The organism is Aromatoleum diolicum, assembly GCF_012910955.1.
Classification (GTDB): Bacteria; Pseudomonadota; Gammaproteobacteria; order Burkholderiales; family Rhodocyclaceae; genus Aromatoleum; species Aromatoleum diolicum.
The window spans coordinates 23,578-39,918 of record NZ_WTVQ01000011.1 but is presented as its reverse complement, the minus strand read 5'-3'; the positions used below and the strand labels follow the sequence as shown (position 1 = coordinate 39,918).

At 60.1% G+C, this 16,341-nt stretch carries 14 protein-coding genes; 12 read left to right on the top strand and 2 right to left on the bottom strand.

The features are described from left to right. Positions 1–35: 35 nt before the first annotated feature. Positions 36–920, top strand: a complete 885-nt coding sequence (locus GPA25_RS08465; RefSeq protein WP_169260013.1) for an NAD kinase — start codon at positions 36–38, stop codon at positions 918–920. Positions 921–954: 34 nt separating this feature from the next. After that, complete coding sequence (gene recN, locus GPA25_RS08460; protein ID WP_169259940.1) at positions 955–2,625, top strand: DNA repair protein RecN; 1,671 nt, start codon at positions 955–957, stop codon at positions 2,623–2,625. 21 nt (positions 2,626–2,646) lie between these two features. Here recN and fur read toward each other — a convergent pair whose 3' ends face one another. Beyond that, positions 2,647–3,084, bottom strand: a complete 438-nt coding sequence (gene fur / locus GPA25_RS08455) for a ferric iron uptake transcriptional regulator (RefSeq protein WP_169260012.1) — start codon at positions 3,082–3,084, stop codon at positions 2,647–2,649. 121 nt (positions 3,085–3,205) lie between these two features. Between fur and GPA25_RS08450 the strand changes: the two genes are divergently transcribed. The 5 genes from GPA25_RS08450 to greA all read left to right on the top strand — a co-directional run bounded on the left by GPA25_RS08450 (position 3,206) and on the right by greA (position 9,520). After that, positions 3,206–3,625, top strand: a complete 420-nt coding sequence (locus GPA25_RS08450) for an outer membrane protein assembly factor BamE (protein WP_169259939.1) — start codon at positions 3,206–3,208, stop codon at positions 3,623–3,625. Between the two features lie 25 nt (positions 3,626–3,650). Continuing rightward, positions 3,651–4,457 (top strand): 4-hydroxy-tetrahydrodipicolinate reductase, encoded by an 807-nt coding sequence (gene dapB, locus GPA25_RS08445; protein WP_169259938.1) that lies wholly within the window; start codon positions 3,651–3,653, stop codon positions 4,455–4,457. Between the two features lie 165 nt (positions 4,458–4,622). Next, positions 4,623–5,765 carry a glutamine-hydrolyzing carbamoyl-phosphate synthase small subunit gene (gene carA / locus GPA25_RS08440; RefSeq protein ID WP_169259937.1) on the top strand — a complete coding sequence of 381 codons (1,143 nt, stop codon included), beginning with the start codon at positions 4,623–4,625 and terminating at the stop codon, positions 5,763–5,765. Positions 5,766–5,819: 54 nt separating this feature from the next. Next, positions 5,820–9,047, top strand: coding sequence for a carbamoyl-phosphate synthase large subunit (carB, locus tag GPA25_RS08435; RefSeq protein WP_169259936.1), 3,228 nt, complete (start codon positions 5,820–5,822; stop codon positions 9,045–9,047). Further along, entirely contained in the window at positions 9,044–9,520 is a 477-nt protein-coding gene (gene greA, locus GPA25_RS08430; protein ID WP_169259935.1) for a transcription elongation factor GreA, read from the top strand. Before carB ends, greA begins: the two co-directional genes overlap by 4 nt. Positions 9,521–9,604: 84 nt before the next feature. Here the strand turns inward: greA and GPA25_RS08425 are convergent, their stop codons facing one another. After that, a complete protein-coding gene (locus GPA25_RS08425; protein WP_169259934.1) occupies positions 9,605–10,075 on the bottom strand; it encodes a YhbY family RNA-binding protein in 471 nt (156 codons plus the stop codon). A gap of 39 nt (positions 10,076–10,114) precedes the next feature. Between GPA25_RS08425 and GPA25_RS08420 the strand changes: the two genes are divergently transcribed. From GPA25_RS08420 to GPA25_RS08400, 5 genes are all read left to right on the top strand, one after another. Beyond that, positions 10,115–10,738 carry an RlmE family RNA methyltransferase gene (locus GPA25_RS08420; RefSeq protein WP_169259933.1) on the top strand — a complete coding sequence of 208 codons (624 nt, stop codon included), beginning with the start codon at positions 10,115–10,117 and terminating at the stop codon, positions 10,736–10,738. A 142-nt stretch (positions 10,739–10,880) separates the two neighbouring features. Further along, the gene (gene ftsH, locus GPA25_RS08415) at positions 10,881–12,776 is read left to right on the top strand and encodes an ATP-dependent zinc metalloprotease FtsH (RefSeq protein ID WP_169259932.1); all 1,896 of its coding nucleotides are present in this window, start codon (positions 10,881–10,883) and stop codon (positions 12,774–12,776) included. Between the two features lie 69 nt (positions 12,777–12,845). Next, complete coding sequence (folP, locus tag GPA25_RS08410) at positions 12,846–13,679, top strand: dihydropteroate synthase (protein WP_169259931.1); 834 nt, start codon at positions 12,846–12,848, stop codon at positions 13,677–13,679. A 68-nt stretch (positions 13,680–13,747) separates the two neighbouring features. Further along, positions 13,748–15,109 carry a phosphoglucosamine mutase gene (gene glmM, locus GPA25_RS08405; RefSeq protein ID WP_169259930.1) on the top strand — a complete coding sequence of 454 codons (1,362 nt, stop codon included), beginning with the start codon at positions 13,748–13,750 and terminating at the stop codon, positions 15,107–15,109. 177 nt (positions 15,110–15,286) lie between these two features. After that, positions 15,287–16,279, top strand: a complete 993-nt coding sequence (locus GPA25_RS08400; protein ID WP_169259929.1) for a PstS family phosphate ABC transporter substrate-binding protein — start codon at positions 15,287–15,289, stop codon at positions 16,277–16,279. Positions 16,280–16,341: the final 62 nt, after the last annotated feature.

Below are 16,341 nucleotides of genomic sequence, written 5' to 3'. Positions count from 1 at the left end.
CCAAGGTCTTGGGTGATTGTGGTTTAATCCGCGGCATGACCCAGAGCTTTAATACCGTTGCCCTGATCGGCAAATACCAGAGCCCGGATGTTGCAGGTGCGGTGCTGTCCATTGCGGGTTTTCTCCGCGAACGTGGACTTGCTGTATGGATCGAACAGGGTACGGCAAGTTCCATCGGCCTGGTTGGCGAGTTTGCCACCGCCACGTATGACGACATCGGCGTCCAGGCTGATCTGGCGGTGGTGCTCGGTGGCGACGGTACGATGCTCAACACTGCGCGCCGCCTGTCGGAACATGCCGTGCCGCTGGTGGGGATCAATCAAGGACGGCTCGGCTTTCTCACCGACATCTCACGCAACGAGGCACTCGCCAAGCTGTCCGAGATTCTCGACGGGCGTTACACCGAAGAATCGCGTGCGATGATCGATGCCGAGGTGCTGCGCGCCGGTCACCGGGTCTTTCATACCCTGGCGCTCAACGATGTTGTCGTGAACAAAGGCGATCTCGGGCGCATGATCGAATTCGACCTTTTGATCGACGGCGAATACGTCTATACCCAGCGCTCCGATGGCATGATCCTGACGACGCCGACTGGCTCGACTGCCTACGCCTTATCGGCCAATGGTCCGATCCTGCACCCGAACGTCGGCGGAATCGCATTGGTGCCCTTGTGTCCGCATGCGCTGACGGCGCGTCCTGTGACGTTGCCGGATACCTGCCGCATCGAGATCGTGCTGCTACCGCCGCACGATGCGCGGGTCCATTTCGATGGCCAGACGCGCTTTGATGCACGCGCAGGCGATCTCGTGCGGGTGACGCGTTCGCCCAAGGATCTACGGCTACTGCATCCGGAAGGCTATAGCTATTTTGCGATGCTTCGCGAAAAACTCCACTGGAGCGCAACCCCGCGCTTGCCCTGATTTTCACTTCTTTTTCCGGTATTCCGCGACGCTTATGCTACGCCGCCTGACCATTCGGGATTTCGTCATTGTTGACCGCCTGGAACTCGAATTTGAGTCCGGTTTCGGTGCCCTGACCGGCGAGACCGGTGCGGGCAAGTCCATTTTGCTCGATGCCTTGGGGCTTGCACTCGGTGGTCGTGCCGATGCCGGCGCGGTGCGCACGGGGCGCGACAAGGCTGATATTGCCGCGGAATTCGAACTGCCGACTTCGGGCGGATTGGCAGACTGGCTGACCACGCAAGACTTGCCGGCAGACGAAGGCATGGTGATTCTGCGTCGAGTCGTCGAGGCGGGCGGGCGTTCTCGCGCCTGGATCAACGGGGTGCCCGTAACGCAGGCGCAGTTGCGCGATGCCGGTGACTGGCTGGCCGACATTCATGGCCAGCACGCCCACCATGCCCTGCTCAGGGGGGATTCCCAGCGTGCCCTGCTCGATTGCCATGCGGGGGCAACCGTCCTTGCTGCCGATGTCGCTGCGCGGTTCCGTGTCTGGCAGCAACTCGCCGAATTACGCCGTGCTGCCGAGCACGACTCAGCAGCCTCGGAGCGCGAGCGCGAACTGCTCGTGTGGCAGATCGGTGAACTTCAGGACCTCTCGTTTGATGCGGATGAATGGGCAGCAATCAATGCCGAACATTCGCGTCTTGCCCACGCTGCGGGCCTGATGGACGGGGCTGACGAAGCCCTCGTGGTGCTTGGCGAGGGCGATGCCGCAGTGACCTCACAGTTGCGCCACATCAACGTCCGGGTTGGTGCGATGGCTGACCTCGATCCGGGGCTGACTGACGTGCTCGAACTGCTTTCCGGCGCAGCGATTCAGGCCGACGAGGCACTGCACGCCTTGCGTCGTTACCGCGACCGTCTGGATCTCGACCCGCAGCGGCTTGGCGAAATCGAGCGTCGCATCGAGCGGGTCACAGATATGTCCCGCAAGCACCGGTTGGCGCCGGAGGCCTTGCCCGACCTTCTTGAGGAATGGACGAGCAAGCTCGATGAACTCGTGGCACGCGCCGACCCCGCGCGTCTGGCCGAGCAGGAGAGTGGTGCCCGTGCTGATTACGAGGCTGCCGCACAACGTTTGTCAGCGGTTCGCCGTCCCGCTGCCGACGCGCTGTCACGTGAGATCACCGAAGCCATGCAGACGCTGGCGATGGCCGGAGGACAATTCGCGGCTGCGCTCGAATCCTGCGCGCCCGCTGTTCATGGACTGGAAAGCATCGAATTCCGCGTCGCTGCCAACCCCAGTCAGCCACTGCGGCCGCTGGCGAAAGTTGCTTCCGGTGGCGAGTTATCGCGCATCGGCTTGGCAATCCAGGTCATGACGAGCCGCGATTCGGCAACACCGACGCTGATTTTCGACGAGGTTGATGTCGGAATCGGTGGTGGTGTCGCGGAAATCGTCGGTAAGCTGCTGCATCGACTGGGGCTGGAGCGACAGGTTCTGTGCGTCACCCACCTGCCGCAAGTCGCGGCATGTGCCGACTGGCAATGGAACATCGCGAAATCGCAGCGCGGCGGCGAGGTCGTCAGTGCGGTGACCCCACTTGATGGCGATGGGCGCGTCGAGGAAATCGCCCGGATGCTGGGCGGCGTGAATATTACCGAAACGACGCGCCGTCATGCTGCGGAAATGCTGGGCGCGGATCGCGTGGCACAGACCTGAGCGCAGCGGGCGCTGCGCGCGTTATTCGCCAAGTTTACGGTTGGGGCAATCCTTCCTGAGGCAGTCGGCGTATAGATACAAAGCATGCTCGCGTACCGCAAAGCCGCGCTCTTCGGCGATCTTGTTTTGCCGCCGTTCGATTTCCGCGTCGAAAAATTCTTCCACCTTGCCGCACTGCACGCACACCAGATGGTCGTGGTGGCCGCTTTCCTTGAGTTCGAACACCGCCTTGCCTGACTCAAAGTAATGCCGTTCGAGCAGGCCCGCCTGCTCGAACTGGGTCAGGACGCGATAGACCGTTGCCAAGCCGATGTCCATGCCTTCGGCCATCAACAGGCGGTATACGTCTTCCGCTGTAAGGTGGCGAAGATCGGAAGTCTGAAAAAGATCCAGGATCTTCAGACGCGGGTAGGTGGCCTTGAGGCCTATATTTTTGAGGTTCTGGGAGTTCTCTGACATTGTCGCCCCGATGGGTCGCTGCGCACTGATACCGCGTGGCTGCTGGCTACGTATGATATATTTTTTTGGCTTCGCCTGAGAACGATACGCCGTCCGGCGCCAACGACCAAGAAATCCATCCATGCGCTTAATGACACTTCCGGCGGTCGTCGCCGTCATCGGCCTGCTGGCCGGTTGTTCCTTCAATACTCTTACTGATCGCCTAAATCCTCACCGTATCGATGTGCGGCAGGGCAATTACGTTGACCAAGAGATGGTCGCCCGCCTGAAGAAAGGCATGACGCGCGAGCAGGTCCGTTTTGCCCTCGGCACCCCGCTGGTGGTTGACGTGTTTCGCTCCGATCGCTGGGACTACGTCTATACTTTTCGTCCCGGACGCGGTGACGCGCAGCAACGCGTTCTAAGCGTGTTTTTCGACGGTGATCGGCTTGATCGCGTCGAAGGGGATATCCAGTCCGGCGACGCTCAGGGCAAGGCCGCGGAGGCTCAGACCGAGCGCAGTCGCGTGATCGAGATCACACCCCCCGCTGCCAAGGATTGACGCGTTCAGTTACAGGAATTTGTGCATGACCTCACTGCGTATTGCAATTGCCGGAGCATCCGGGCGAATGGGCCGGATGCTGATCGAAGCCAGCCTCCAGGATGAAGGAGTGACGCTTGCGGCTGCGTTCGACCGACCGGGCACGCCCTTCATCGGGCGCGACGCGGGAGAATTGATCGGTGTTCCCTGTGGTGTTGCGATCACCGACGATCCGCGTGCGGCCATTGCCGCGGCCGATTGTGTAATCGACTTCACGCGGCCCGAAGGCACCTTGGTGCACCTTGACATCGCCCGCGAGCTCGGCAAGTCGATGGTGATCGGGACGACCGGCTTTACCGCCGGCGAGAAGGAAGCGATCTTCACAGCAGCCAGAACGATTCCGGTCGTATTTGCGCCGAATATGGCGGTTGGCGTGAATGCCGTGTTCAAACTGCTCGAAATGGCCGCGCGCATCCTCAACGAGGGCTACGACGTTGAAGTCATCGAGGCCCATCATCGCTTCAAGGTAGACGCGCCCTCGGGGACCGCCCTGCGTATGGGGGAGGTCGTTGCACGCGAGCTTGGGCGGAATCTCGAAACCTGCGCGATCTATGGGCGCGAGGGCGTCACTGGCGAACGCAACGCTGAGACGATCGGTTTTTCGACCATTCGTGGTGGTGATGTAGTCGGGGATCACACTGTGCTTTTCGCCGGTATTGGCGAACGCATTGAAATTACTCACAAGTCGGGCAGTCGCATGCCCTACGCGCTCGGTGCGGTGCGTGCCGGGCGCTTCCTCGCGGGCCACGCCAATGGCCTTTTCGACATGCAGGACGTGCTCGGTCTGCGTTGATCCACTGGTCCTGCGTCTGTGGCTAGCGTTGCCTCGGACGGCATCAAACGATACAATCAGCGGGTTTTGATAGCGGGATTGGCCGACCGGCTCATCCCGTTTTTTTCACGCACAGGGCGGCCGACTGGCCTTCCCTGTCTTATCGGCTGAACTCAGGAGTTTGTCGTGACTGCTTCCCCGCCCGCCCTACTAGCACTTGCCGACGGGACGGTATTTTTCGGCAAGGGAATCGGTGCGGCCGGCAGCACGGTTGGTGAGGTCGTATTTAACACCTCGATGTCCGGTTACCAGGAAATCCTTACCGACCCGAGCTACTGCCGCCAGATCGTAACGCTGACCTATCCTCATATCGGCAACACCGGTGTCAATCGCGAAGACGTCGAATCCGACCGCGTGCATGCTGCCGGACTGGTGATCCGTGATCTGCCGATCCTGCCGTCCAACTTTCGCATGGACCAGACACTCGATGCCTATCTGAAGGCGGAGAACGTGGTCGCTATCGCCGGCTTAGATACCCGGAAGCTCACCCGCTTGCTGCGCGAGAAAGGTGCACAGGCCGGCTGCATCGTTGCCGCGCGCGAAGGTGCCACGCTCAATGCCGAAGCCGCCATCGCACAAGCGCGGGCATTTCCCGGTCTTGCCGGCATGGATCTGGCAAAGGTCGTCAGTGCCGACAGCCCGGTCGAGTGGGCAGAAGGTGAATGGAGCCTCGGTGCCGGTTATCAAACCCCGCAGGACGCGCGTTTCCACGTCGTCGCCTATGATTTTGGCGTCAAGCGCAATATCCTGCGCATGCTCGCCAGTCGCGGTTGCCGCCTCACCGTCGTGCCGGCGCAGACATCCGCCGCGGAGGCGCTTGCGTTCAAACCTGACGGAATCTTCCTGTCCAACGGTCCGGGCGATCCCGAACCGTGTGATTACGCGATTGCCGCAATTCGCGAATTCCTTGCGCGTGGCATTCCGACCTTCGGCATCTGTCTCGGCCACCAGTTGATGGCGCTCGCGTCCGGCGCGAAGACCGTAAAGATGAAATTCGGTCATCACGGGGCAAACCATCCGGTCAAGGATCTCGATTCCGGTCAGGTGCTGATCACCAGCCAGAATCATGGTTTTGCGGTGGACGCCGATACCCTTCCCGCAAACCTTCGACCGACCCATGTGTCGTTATTCGACGGCAGTCTTCAGGGGATGGAACGCACCGACGTGCCCGCGTTTTGCTTTCAAGGGCATCCTGAAGCCAGCCCGGGCCCGCATGACGTGGCCTACCTGTTCGATCGCTTCATCAAACTGCTCGAAGCGCGCAAATGATTCGCAAGCGGCAGCCCGTGCTGCCGCTCTTCAACGCAAGACCGAGGTTAGGCAATGCCTAAGCGCACAGACATTCAAAGCATTCTCATTATCGGCGCCGGCCCGATCATCATCGGCCAGGCGTGCGAGTTCGACTATTCCGGCGCGCAGGCCTGCAAGGCACTGCGCGAGGAAGGCTACAAGGTCGTTCTCGTGAACTCCAATCCGGCCACGATCATGACCGATCCGGGTACGGCGGACGTCACCTACATCGAGCCGATCACCTGGCAGGTGGTTGAGCGGATCATTGAAAAGGAACGCCCGGACGCACTGCTGCCGACAATGGGCGGACAGACCGCACTTAATTGTGCGCTCGATCTTGCACGTTACGGTGTGCTCGAAAAGTACGGTGTCGAACTGATCGGCGCTTCGCGTGACGCGATCGACAAGGCTGAAGACCGGCTCAAGTTCAAGGACGCGATGACCAAGATCGGGCTGGGTTCGGCCCGTTCCGGTATCGCCCACAGCATGGAAGAGGCTTTGCAGGTTCAGGGCGGCATCGGCTTCCCGGTCATCATCCGCCCATCCTTCACGCTGGGCGGTACCGGCGGGGGCATCGCCTACAACATGGAAGAGTTCGACGAGATCTGCAAGCGCGGTCTCGAAGCAAGCCCGACCAACGAGCTGCTGATTGAAGAATCGCTGATCGGCTGGAAGGAATACGAGATGGAAGTTGTGCGCGATCGTGCGGACAACTGCATCATCGTCTGCTCGATCGAGAACCTCGATCCCATGGGCGTGCACACCGGTGACTCGATCACGGTCGCGCCGTCGCAGACGCTCACCGACAAGGAATACCAGATCCTGCGCAATGCCTCGATTGCGGTGCTGCGCGAGATCGGCGTCGACACCGGCGGTTCGAACGTGCAGTTCGCGATCAACCCCGAGGACGGGCGCATGATCGTGATCGAAATGAATCCGCGCGTATCACGTTCGTCGGCACTTGCGTCCAAAGCCACCGGGTTCCCGATCGCCAAGGTTGCAGCGAAGCTCGCTGTCGGCTACACGCTTGACGAACTCAAGAACGACATCACAGGTGGAGCCACGCCGGCGTCTTTCGAGCCCTCAATCGACTACGTCGTCACCAAGATTCCGCGCTTTGCGTTTGAAAAATTCCCCCAGGCCAATGACCGCCTCACCACGCAGATGAAGTCCGTCGGCGAGGTGATGGCAATGGGCCGCACATTCCAGGAATCCTTCCAGAAAGCCTTGCGCGGGCTTGAGGTCGGGGTCTACGGTCTGGACGAGGTCGAGGCTGATCGCGAGGATCTGGAGCACGAACTCGCGAGCCCTGGTCCGCAACGCATCTGGTACGTCGGGCAAGCTTTCCGCGAGGGCTATACGCAGGATCAGGTGTTCAACCTGACCAAGATCGATCCCTGGTTCCTCGCTCAGATCGAGGACATCGTGCTGACCGAGAAGGCGCTTACCGGCCGTTCGCTGAAGGCAATGCAGGCGGCTGAAATGCGCGAACTCAAGCGCAAGGGGTTTTCCGATCGCCGTCTTGCCAAACTGCTTGGCGTGGATGAGACCGCGGTGCGCCTGCATCGCCACGCCCAGGGTGTGCGTCCGGTATTCAAGCGCGTTGATACCTGCGCGGCCGAGTTCTCGACGTCGACCGCCTATATGTATTCCTCCTACGAGGACGAGTGTGAAGCGCGTCCGACGGACAAGAAGAAAATCATGGTCCTCGGCGGCGGACCGAACCGGATCGGGCAGGGCATTGAGTTCGACTATTGCTGCGTACATGCCGCTCTTGCTCTGCGAGAGGACGGTTACGAGACCATCATGGTCAACTGCAATCCGGAAACCGTCTCGACCGATTACGACACCTCCGATCGTCTCTATTTCGAACCGATTACGCTCGAAGACATCCTCGAAATCGTGCATATCGAGAAACCGGTAGGCGTGATTGTCCAGTTCGGTGGCCAGACCCCGCTGAAGCGTGCGCAGGCACTCGAAGAGAACGGCGTGCCGATCATTGGCACGAGCCCTGACATGATCGACGCGGCCGAAGACCGCGAGCGCTTCCAGAAACTGCTGATGGATCTCGGTCTCAAGCAACCGCCCAACCGTACGGCGCGTACACCCGAAGCCGCGGTGCGCCTCGCCGCCGAGATCGGTTACCCGCTGGTCGTGCGCCCGAGCTACGTGCTTGGCGGCCGCGCCATGGAAATCGTGCATGAACAGAAGGACCTCGAGCGCTACATGCGCGAGGCGGTCAAGGTCTCAAACGAATCGCCGGTATTGCTTGACCGTTTCCTGAATGATGCGACCGAAGTCGACGTTGATGCGCTGTCGGACGGCCAGCAGGTCATCATTGGCGGCATCATGGAGCACATCGAACAGGCAGGCGTGCATTCGGGTGACTCGGCGTGCTCCCTGCCACCGTACACGCTGTCGGCGAAGTTACAGGACGAACTGCGTCGCCAGACCGAGGCGATGGCGCGCGCTCTGAATGTATGTGGGCTGATGAATGTGCAGTTTGCGATCCAGGGTGAGGGTGACGAGGCGACCGTATATGTCCTCGAAGTGAACCCGCGAGCCTCGCGTACCGTGCCCTTCGTCTCCAAAGCCTGCGGCTTGCAACTGGCGAAAGTCGCGGCACGCTGCATGGCTGGACAGAGTCTCGCGAGCCAGGGCGTCACCGGCGAAATCGTGCCGCCGTATTATTCAGTCAAAGAGGCGGTTTTCCCGTTCGTCAAATTCCCCGGCGTTGACACCATTCTCGGGCCGGAAATGAAGTCCACCGGCGAAGTAATGGGGGTGGGCCGGAGTTTTGCCGAGGCCTTCGTCAAGTCCCAGCTCGCTGCGGGTGTGCGCCTGCCCCAGTCGGGGACAGCCTTTATAAGCGTAAAGCCTTCGGATCGGGCGGTCGCAGTCGAAGTCGCACGCGAACTGCACTCACTGGGTTTCGGCCTTGTGGCGACGCGTGGTACGGCGTCCGCCATCGAGGCAGCCGGTATTCCCGTCGGTGTTGTGAACAAGGTCAATGAAGGCCGTCCGCACATTGTGGACATGATCAAGAACAACGAACTCAGCATCGTCATCAATACCGTCGAAGAGAAGCGTCAGGCGATTGTCGACTCGCGTTCCATTCGCACCAGCGCGCTCGCTGCCAAGCTCACTGTGTTTACGACGATCGAGGGCGCCCGCGCTGCCTGTATGGGAATGCGTCATCTCGAAGGGCTCGAAGTTTACGGCCTGCAGTCCCTGCACGCGGAACTGAACAAGCAATCATGAATAAGACCCCACTTACCGTGACCGGAGCGGAGCAACTCCGCATGGAATTGCACAAGCTTAAAACGGTTGAACGACCCAGCGTGATTGCGGCCATCGCCGAAGCGCGTTCCCATGGCGACCTATCGGAGAATGCCGAGTACGATGCCGCCAAGGAACGTCAAGGCTTCGTCGAGGGGCGTATCAAGGAGCTCGAAGGCAAGATATCGAATGCGCAGATCATCGATCCGCGGCTGCTGGATGCAGACGGTCGCTGCGTGTTTGGCGCGACCGTGCAGCTGGAGGATATGGATTCCGGGCAGTCCGTGACGTATCAAATCGTCGGCGATGACGAGGCGGACATCAAGGAACACAAGATTTCCATCAGCTCGCCGATCGCACGGGCCTTGATCGGCAAATACGCCGGGGATATCGCCGAAGTTCAGGCTCCGGGTGGTGTCCGCGAGTACGAAATCATTGAGGTGCGCTACGTGTGAATCTGGTGCGGGCCGAGGACCTGGTGTCCTGCGGCCCGCCGCTGCACGCGATCATTGCGCGTGCGTCTGTTGCGCGCGGCTGGATTATTTGCCGCCAGCGGGACCTGACTTGCGTGTATAGGTCTTTGCGCGTTTTGCGGCAAGTCGCCTTTTGTCCGACGACGCCTTGATGAGTGCAGTGCGACGGGCTGCTGCTGCAAACGCGCGAGCCGACTTGGCGTTCGCGGCCTTGGGGACATTCGCCGGTGCGGTATTCTTCGCCGAAGCAGCTTTCGTTTCCTCTTCGCGGCGCTGACGCCACACGACCAGAATGGTGCCAATATGCTGCACTGGCGATGCGTCAAGTGCGTCGCAGACGGCTTTCATCAACTCGTCGCGAACTTCACGTTCTGCGCCGTGGATCTTGATCTTGATGAGCTCGTGGGCTTGCAGCGAACGTTCGATCTCGCCCAGCACCGCCGGCGTCAGGCCGTTTCCGGCAATGCTCACAACCGGATTCAGATGGTGTGCCGTGGCGCGCAGCTCACGCCGGTGTGTGGGGGTCAGCTCGATCATTTTTTTCTCAAATCTTTCAGGGGCATGGATTCTACTCCCATGAAGCGGACCAAGACTAGCAAGGCATGGATGCAGGAGCACGTAAACGACCCTTACGTCCAGCGCGCCAAGAGCGAAGGCTATCGTTCGCGTGCAGCGTACAAGCTCATGGCGATTGATGATCGCGACCATCTGATACGCTCGGGCATGGTCGTCGTCGATCTCGGCGCGGCCCCCGGGTCGTGGACCCAGGTTGCGGTTCGACGGGCGGGAAGCGGTGGTCGCGTGTTTGCATTGGATTTGCTCCCCGTTGAGCCGTTGCCGGGCGTCCAATTTATTCAGGGCGATTTCCAGGATGACTCGGTGCTTGGCGACCTTGAGACTCGTCTGGGGGGGCTCGCGGTGGATATCGTGCTTTCCGACATGGCTCCTAACATGTCGGGGATCGAGACCACCGACCAAGCGCGGTCGATATATCTCGGCGAGCTGGCGCTCGATTTCGCCATGCGACACCTCAAGCCCGGGGGTAGCTTTCTTATCAAAATGTTTCAGGGGGCGGGCTTCATGGAGTTCCGCAGCGAGATTCTGCGCCACTTCGCGTCCTTGCAAGTGCGCAAGCCGAAGGCCTCACGCGACCGCAGCGCCGAAGTTTACTTGCTGGGGCTCGGCCGCAAGGCCGACTGACGGCGGAGCGCGCGCAGGGCTTTGACACCTGCCGCAGACGTGATTGCTTTCGCCGATGGTCGCGATTGGTTTACGCAACGGAACGTTCACAACTAGAATGGGTCAATGTTTTGCCGCCCAGTCGGGCTTATAAGGAACGAAGTTGAATAATCTCTTCAAGAATCTCGCGATCTGGATGGTTATCGGCGTAGTGCTGATGACGGTGTTCAACCAGTTCAATTCGCGGCAGGTCTCGACCAATACGATGGAGTACTCGCAGTTCCTCGAAGAGGCAAAGGCGGGGCGTATTGCCAAGGCGACGGTCGATGGACGGCTGGTGCGCGCGACCACCCAGGAGGGGCGACAGATCACGGTTTACACCCCGGGCGTGCAAGACATCTGGATGGTGTCCGATCTGATGCGCGCGGGTGTTGCCGTCAACGCGGCCAAGCCGGAAGAAGAGCAGTCTTTCCTGATGAGCATCTTCGTATCCTGGTTCCCGATGCTGTTGCTGATTGGTGTGTGGGTCTTCTTCATGCGCCAGATGCAGGGCGGCGGCCGTGGTGGCGCATTCTCGTTCGGCAAATCGAAGGCGCGGATGCTTGACGAGTCGGCGAACTCGTTGTCCTTCGCCGATGTTGCGGGCTGCGACGAAGCCAAGGAGGAAGTTTCCGAACTGGTGGACTTCTTGCGTGATCCGTCCAAGTTTCAAAAGCTCGGTGGTCATATCCCTAAGGGCGTGCTGATGGTTGGATCGCCGGGAACGGGTAAGACGCTGCTTGCGAAGGCCATCGCGGGCGAAGCCAAGGTGCCGTTCTTTTCCATTTCCGGTTCGGATTTCGTCGAGATGTTTGTCGGTGTCGGTGCAGCGCGCGTCCGCGACATGTTCGAGCAGGCGAAGAAGCATGCCCCTTGCATCATCTTCATTGATGAAATCGATGCCGTCGGCCGTCAGCGCGGCGCCGGCATGGGCGGCGGTAACGACGAGCGTGAGCAGACACTCAATCAGCTGCTGGTCGAAATGGACGGCTTCGAGGGCACGACCGGCGTGATCGTGATTGCCGCGACGAACCGTCCGGACGTGCTCGATCCTGCCCTGTTGCGTCCCGGCCGCTTCGACCGCCAGGTCGTTGTGCCTTTGCCGGATATCCGCGGCCGTGAGCAGATCCTCAAGGTCCATATGCGCAAGGTGCCGATCGCCCCCGATGTGGAGCCGGTTGTCCTCGCACGAGGTACTCCGGGCTTCTCGGGTGCCGATCTCGCCAACCTCGTCAATGAGGCTGCGTTGTTTGCCGCTCGCGGCAGCAAGCGCCTGGTCGACATGGAGGACTTTGAGCGTGCCAAGGACAAAATCATGATGGGCTCCGAGCGCCGTTCCATGGTCATGCCCGAAGAAGAGCGCCGTAATACCGCTTACCATGAGTCGGGCCATGCGGTGGTTGCGAAGCTACTGGACAAGACCGACCCGGTGCACAAGGTCACGATCATTCCGCGCGGCCGTGCCTTGGGTGTGACGATGCAGCTACCGGAGACCGACCGTTATAGCCAGGATCGTGATCGCCTGCTGCAAACCATCGCGGTGTTGTTCGGTGGGCGTATCTGTGAAGAGATCTTCATGAAGCAGATGACTACCGGTGCTTCGAACGACTTCCAGCGGGCAACCGATCTGGCGCGCCGTATGGTGACCCAGTGGGGCATGTCCGATAATCTTGGTCCTATGGTATATGGGGAGGAGGAAGGGGAGATTTTCCTCGGCCGCCAAGTCACCACGCATCGGAATGTATCCGAAGCGACGATGCAGAAGGTCGATGCCGAGATTCGCCGCATCATTGACCAACAATATGCGCTGGCGCGCCGGTTGATCGAGGAAAACAGTGACAAGATCGAAGCGATGACGCACGCTCTGCTGGAGTGGGAAACCCTTGATGCCGATCAGCTCAATGACATCATGGCTGGCCGTCCGCCCCGAGCGCCCAAGCCGACATCGCAACCGCCGCGGCGTTCGCGCGATGACGATGCCCCCGGTGCGGCACCGACTGCGGCCGCGCCGGTGGCCTGACCAATCAACAGAATGACGTTTCTAATCGGGCCGACTAAAGTCGGCCCGATTCATTTTTGGGAGCTCCCTATGCAGGTTTTGAAATGCGGTCGGTTCCGTGTAGAGCTTGATCGACCCCGCATCATGGCGATCATTAATGTGACACCCGATTCCTTTTCGGGCGACGGCTTGGGGCACGACGTTGATGCAGCCCTTCGCCGGGCAGAACAGGCCGTCGCCGACGGGGCTCACCTGCTCGATGTCGGAGGCGAATCGACCCGTCCAGGGTCGGAGTCGGTGTCGGAACAAGAAGAACTTGATCGGGTGATTCCGCTGATTGAACGTCTTGCCAGTTGGCCGGTGCCCGTGTCCGTTGATACGGTGAAACCAAGCGTGATGCGCGCTGCATTGGCTGCCGGAGCAAGCCTGATCAATGACATCAACGCCTTTCGCGCGCCCGGCGCGGTCGATGCGGTGCTTGGATCCGATGCTGCGCTGTGTGTAATGCACATGCAGGGAGAACCTCGCAGTATGCAGTCTGATCCGCAATACCTTGACGTGGTGTCCGATGTGCTCCGTTTTCTCAGCGATCAGGTGCGCCGAATCACGGGATGCGGTGTCGATGCCGAGCGTATCGTGCTCGATCCTGGATTTGGCTTTGGCAAAACGCTCGAGCATAACCTGGACCTGATGCGTGCGATGGATCGCTTTGCTGCAACGGGCCTGCCGGTGCTCATCGGCGTGTCGCGGAAGTCAATGCTCGGGGCGATTACAGGCCGGTCGGCGAGTGAGCGTCAGGCGGCTAGTGTAGCAGCCGCGCTGATCGCGGTTCAGCGCGGCGCCAGGATTGTGCGCGTGCATGATGTGGCACAAACGCGCGACGCACTTGCTGTCTGGGAGGCGGTGGAGTTTCGCGCAAACTGATTCGATCCGTGCAGCATGGCACCGCGTTGATGCGATAATTAAGTCTTTTCGAATTAACGGGAAGCGAAATGGCTCGCAAGTATTTTGGCACCGACGGTGTGCGGGGCAGGGTTGGGGACTCCACTATTACCCCCGATTTCGTCATGCGTCTGGGGTTCGCGGCCGGCGTTACGCTGGTTGCACGCGAACAATTGCCGCGCGGCGAGCGCCCAGCAATCCTGATCGGAAAGGACACGCGGATTTCCGGTTACATGCTTGAGGCGGCACTTGAGGCGGGATTTGCGGCGGCCGGTGTCGATGTCATGCTGGCGGGCCCGGTTCCTACGCCTGCCGTCGCCTATCTGACGAGAGCCTTGCGACTCCAGGCGGGCGTCGTTATTTCGGCGTCGCACAATCCTTACTATGATAACGGAATAAAATTTTTCTCGGCTCATGGCACGAAGCTGCCGGATGCGGTCGAAGAGGAAATCGAGGCCCGTGTCGATCAGCCGATGGGGTGCGCGGAATCGGCAAATCTGGGCAAGGCGCGCCGCATAGGGGACGCCGCAGGTCGTTATGTTGAATTCTGCAAGAGCACTTTTCCCAATGAGCTCGATCTGCGCGGACTGAAGATCGCACTCGATTGTGCGAATGGAGCTGCTTACCACATTGCCCCCAACGTCTTTCACGAACTGGGGGCGGAAGTCGTTGCCGTCGGGGTTGAGCCGAATGGGCTGAATATCAATGACCGCTGCGGCGCAACGTCTCCGGAATCCCTGCGGGATGCCGTGCTTGCCAATGAAGCGGATATGGGGATTGCGCTGGACGGCGACGGCGACCGCGTCATGATGGTCGACGGCGCCGGCGCGATCTACGATGGCGACAAGTTGCTTTACGTCATCGCTGCGGCGCGCAAGGCAAAGGGCTGCCTCGACGGCGTGGTCGGCACGTTGATGAGCAACTTGGGCTTCGAGCACGCAATTGGCCGCCTCGGCGTGCCGTTTGCACGGGCTCAGGTTGGAGACCGTTATGTGCTTGAAATGCTATACGAGCGTGGCTGGAAGCTCGGCGGCGAGAATTCCGGACATATCATCTGTTTGGATAAGCATACGACGGGTGATGGCATCGTTTCAGCACTGCAGGTGCTTGCCGCGCTGAAGCAGGGGGCTGGGACCCTTGCGCAGGCCTGTTCCGATCTCGACTTTTATCCGCAGAGACTCATCAATGTGCGACTGCCTGCGGATTTCGACTGGCGCTCGCATGAGGGGATAGAATCCGCCCGCAAGGAAGCTGAGGTGTGTCTCGGTAGCCGGGGGCGTGTATTGCTGCGCCCCTCGGGCACGGAGCCATTGTTGCGCGTGATGGTGGAGGGGCAGGACGGTGTCGAGGTGGAGCGTCTCGCGCGCGGTATTGCAGAGAGGATTGAAGGTGCCGTCGGAGCCGTTCGGTAATCTAGCTTTGTGAATTGTCACATTCCTGAAATGTGTGTGATCTAAAGTTCTTGAGTTCGAAAGCGTCCGGGATCCGATGTCGGTGTGATCCTTCTCGCATCAGCATCGGGTCTTGGCTGTAAGAACAAGGTCGCCTCATTTCGGAATCGGTAACGTTCATTCGCTAGGAGATTCAATATGTCCAGTTTCACGCAGACAGTCGTTGCGGCTGCTCTTCTCGCCTTGGGTGCGCACGCCGCACAAGCCGCGTCTGTGGTCAAAGTGGATGGTTCGAGTACCGTGTTTCCGGTTACCGAGGCCGTTGCCGAAGATTTCCAGAAATCGATGAAGGGTGCCGTCCAGGTAACCGTCGGCATCTCCGGTACTGGCGGCGGATTCAAGAAATTCTGTCGTGGCGAGATTGATGTTGCCGATGCATCGCGCCCGATCCTGAAGAAGGAAATGGAGGCCTGCGCGCAGGCCGGCATCAAATACGTCGAGTTGCCGGTCGCCTTCGACGCACTGACTGTCGTCATCAATCCGAAAAATGCCTTCATCAAGCAACTTACCGTCGAGCAGCTAAAGAAGATGTGGGAGCCTGATGCGCAAGGCAAGATCACTAGCTGGAAGCAGGTCGACGCGTCGTTCCCCGATGCGCCGCTGAAGCTCTTCGGGGCCGGCTCCGATTCGGGAACTTTCGATTACTTTACGGAGGCGGTTGTCGGCAAGGCGAAGTCGTCGCGTGGCGATTACACTGCGTCCGAAGACGACAACGTGCTGGTTCAGGGCGTTTCGCGTGATGTGAATGCGATCGGTTATTTTGGCTACGCATACTATGCCGAGAACCAGGGCAAGCTGAAAGCCGTGTCGATCGTGAATAAGCAAGGAACGGCCGTTCAGCCGGCCCCGGCGGCGGTGCTCGATGGTTCCTACAATCCGCTGTCGCGCCCGATCTTCATCTACGTCAGCGAGAAATCGCTGGAGAAGCAGGAAGTACGTGATTTCGTCACCTACTACATGAAGAATGCCAGCAAGCTCGCCACTGAAGTCAAGTACGTACCCCTGCCGGCAAAGGCCTACGAGACCGCGCTTGAACATGTCAGCAAGAAGAAGCTCGGAACGGTGTTTGGTGGCGAGGCCGAGATTGGCGTCACCATCGAGTCGCTCTTGGCGCGCGAAGCAAAGCTATAACTCCGCGGTGCACGGGTCACAGCCCGTGCGCCGGTTTTTTAGTTCCCTGGGCGACGAATGCG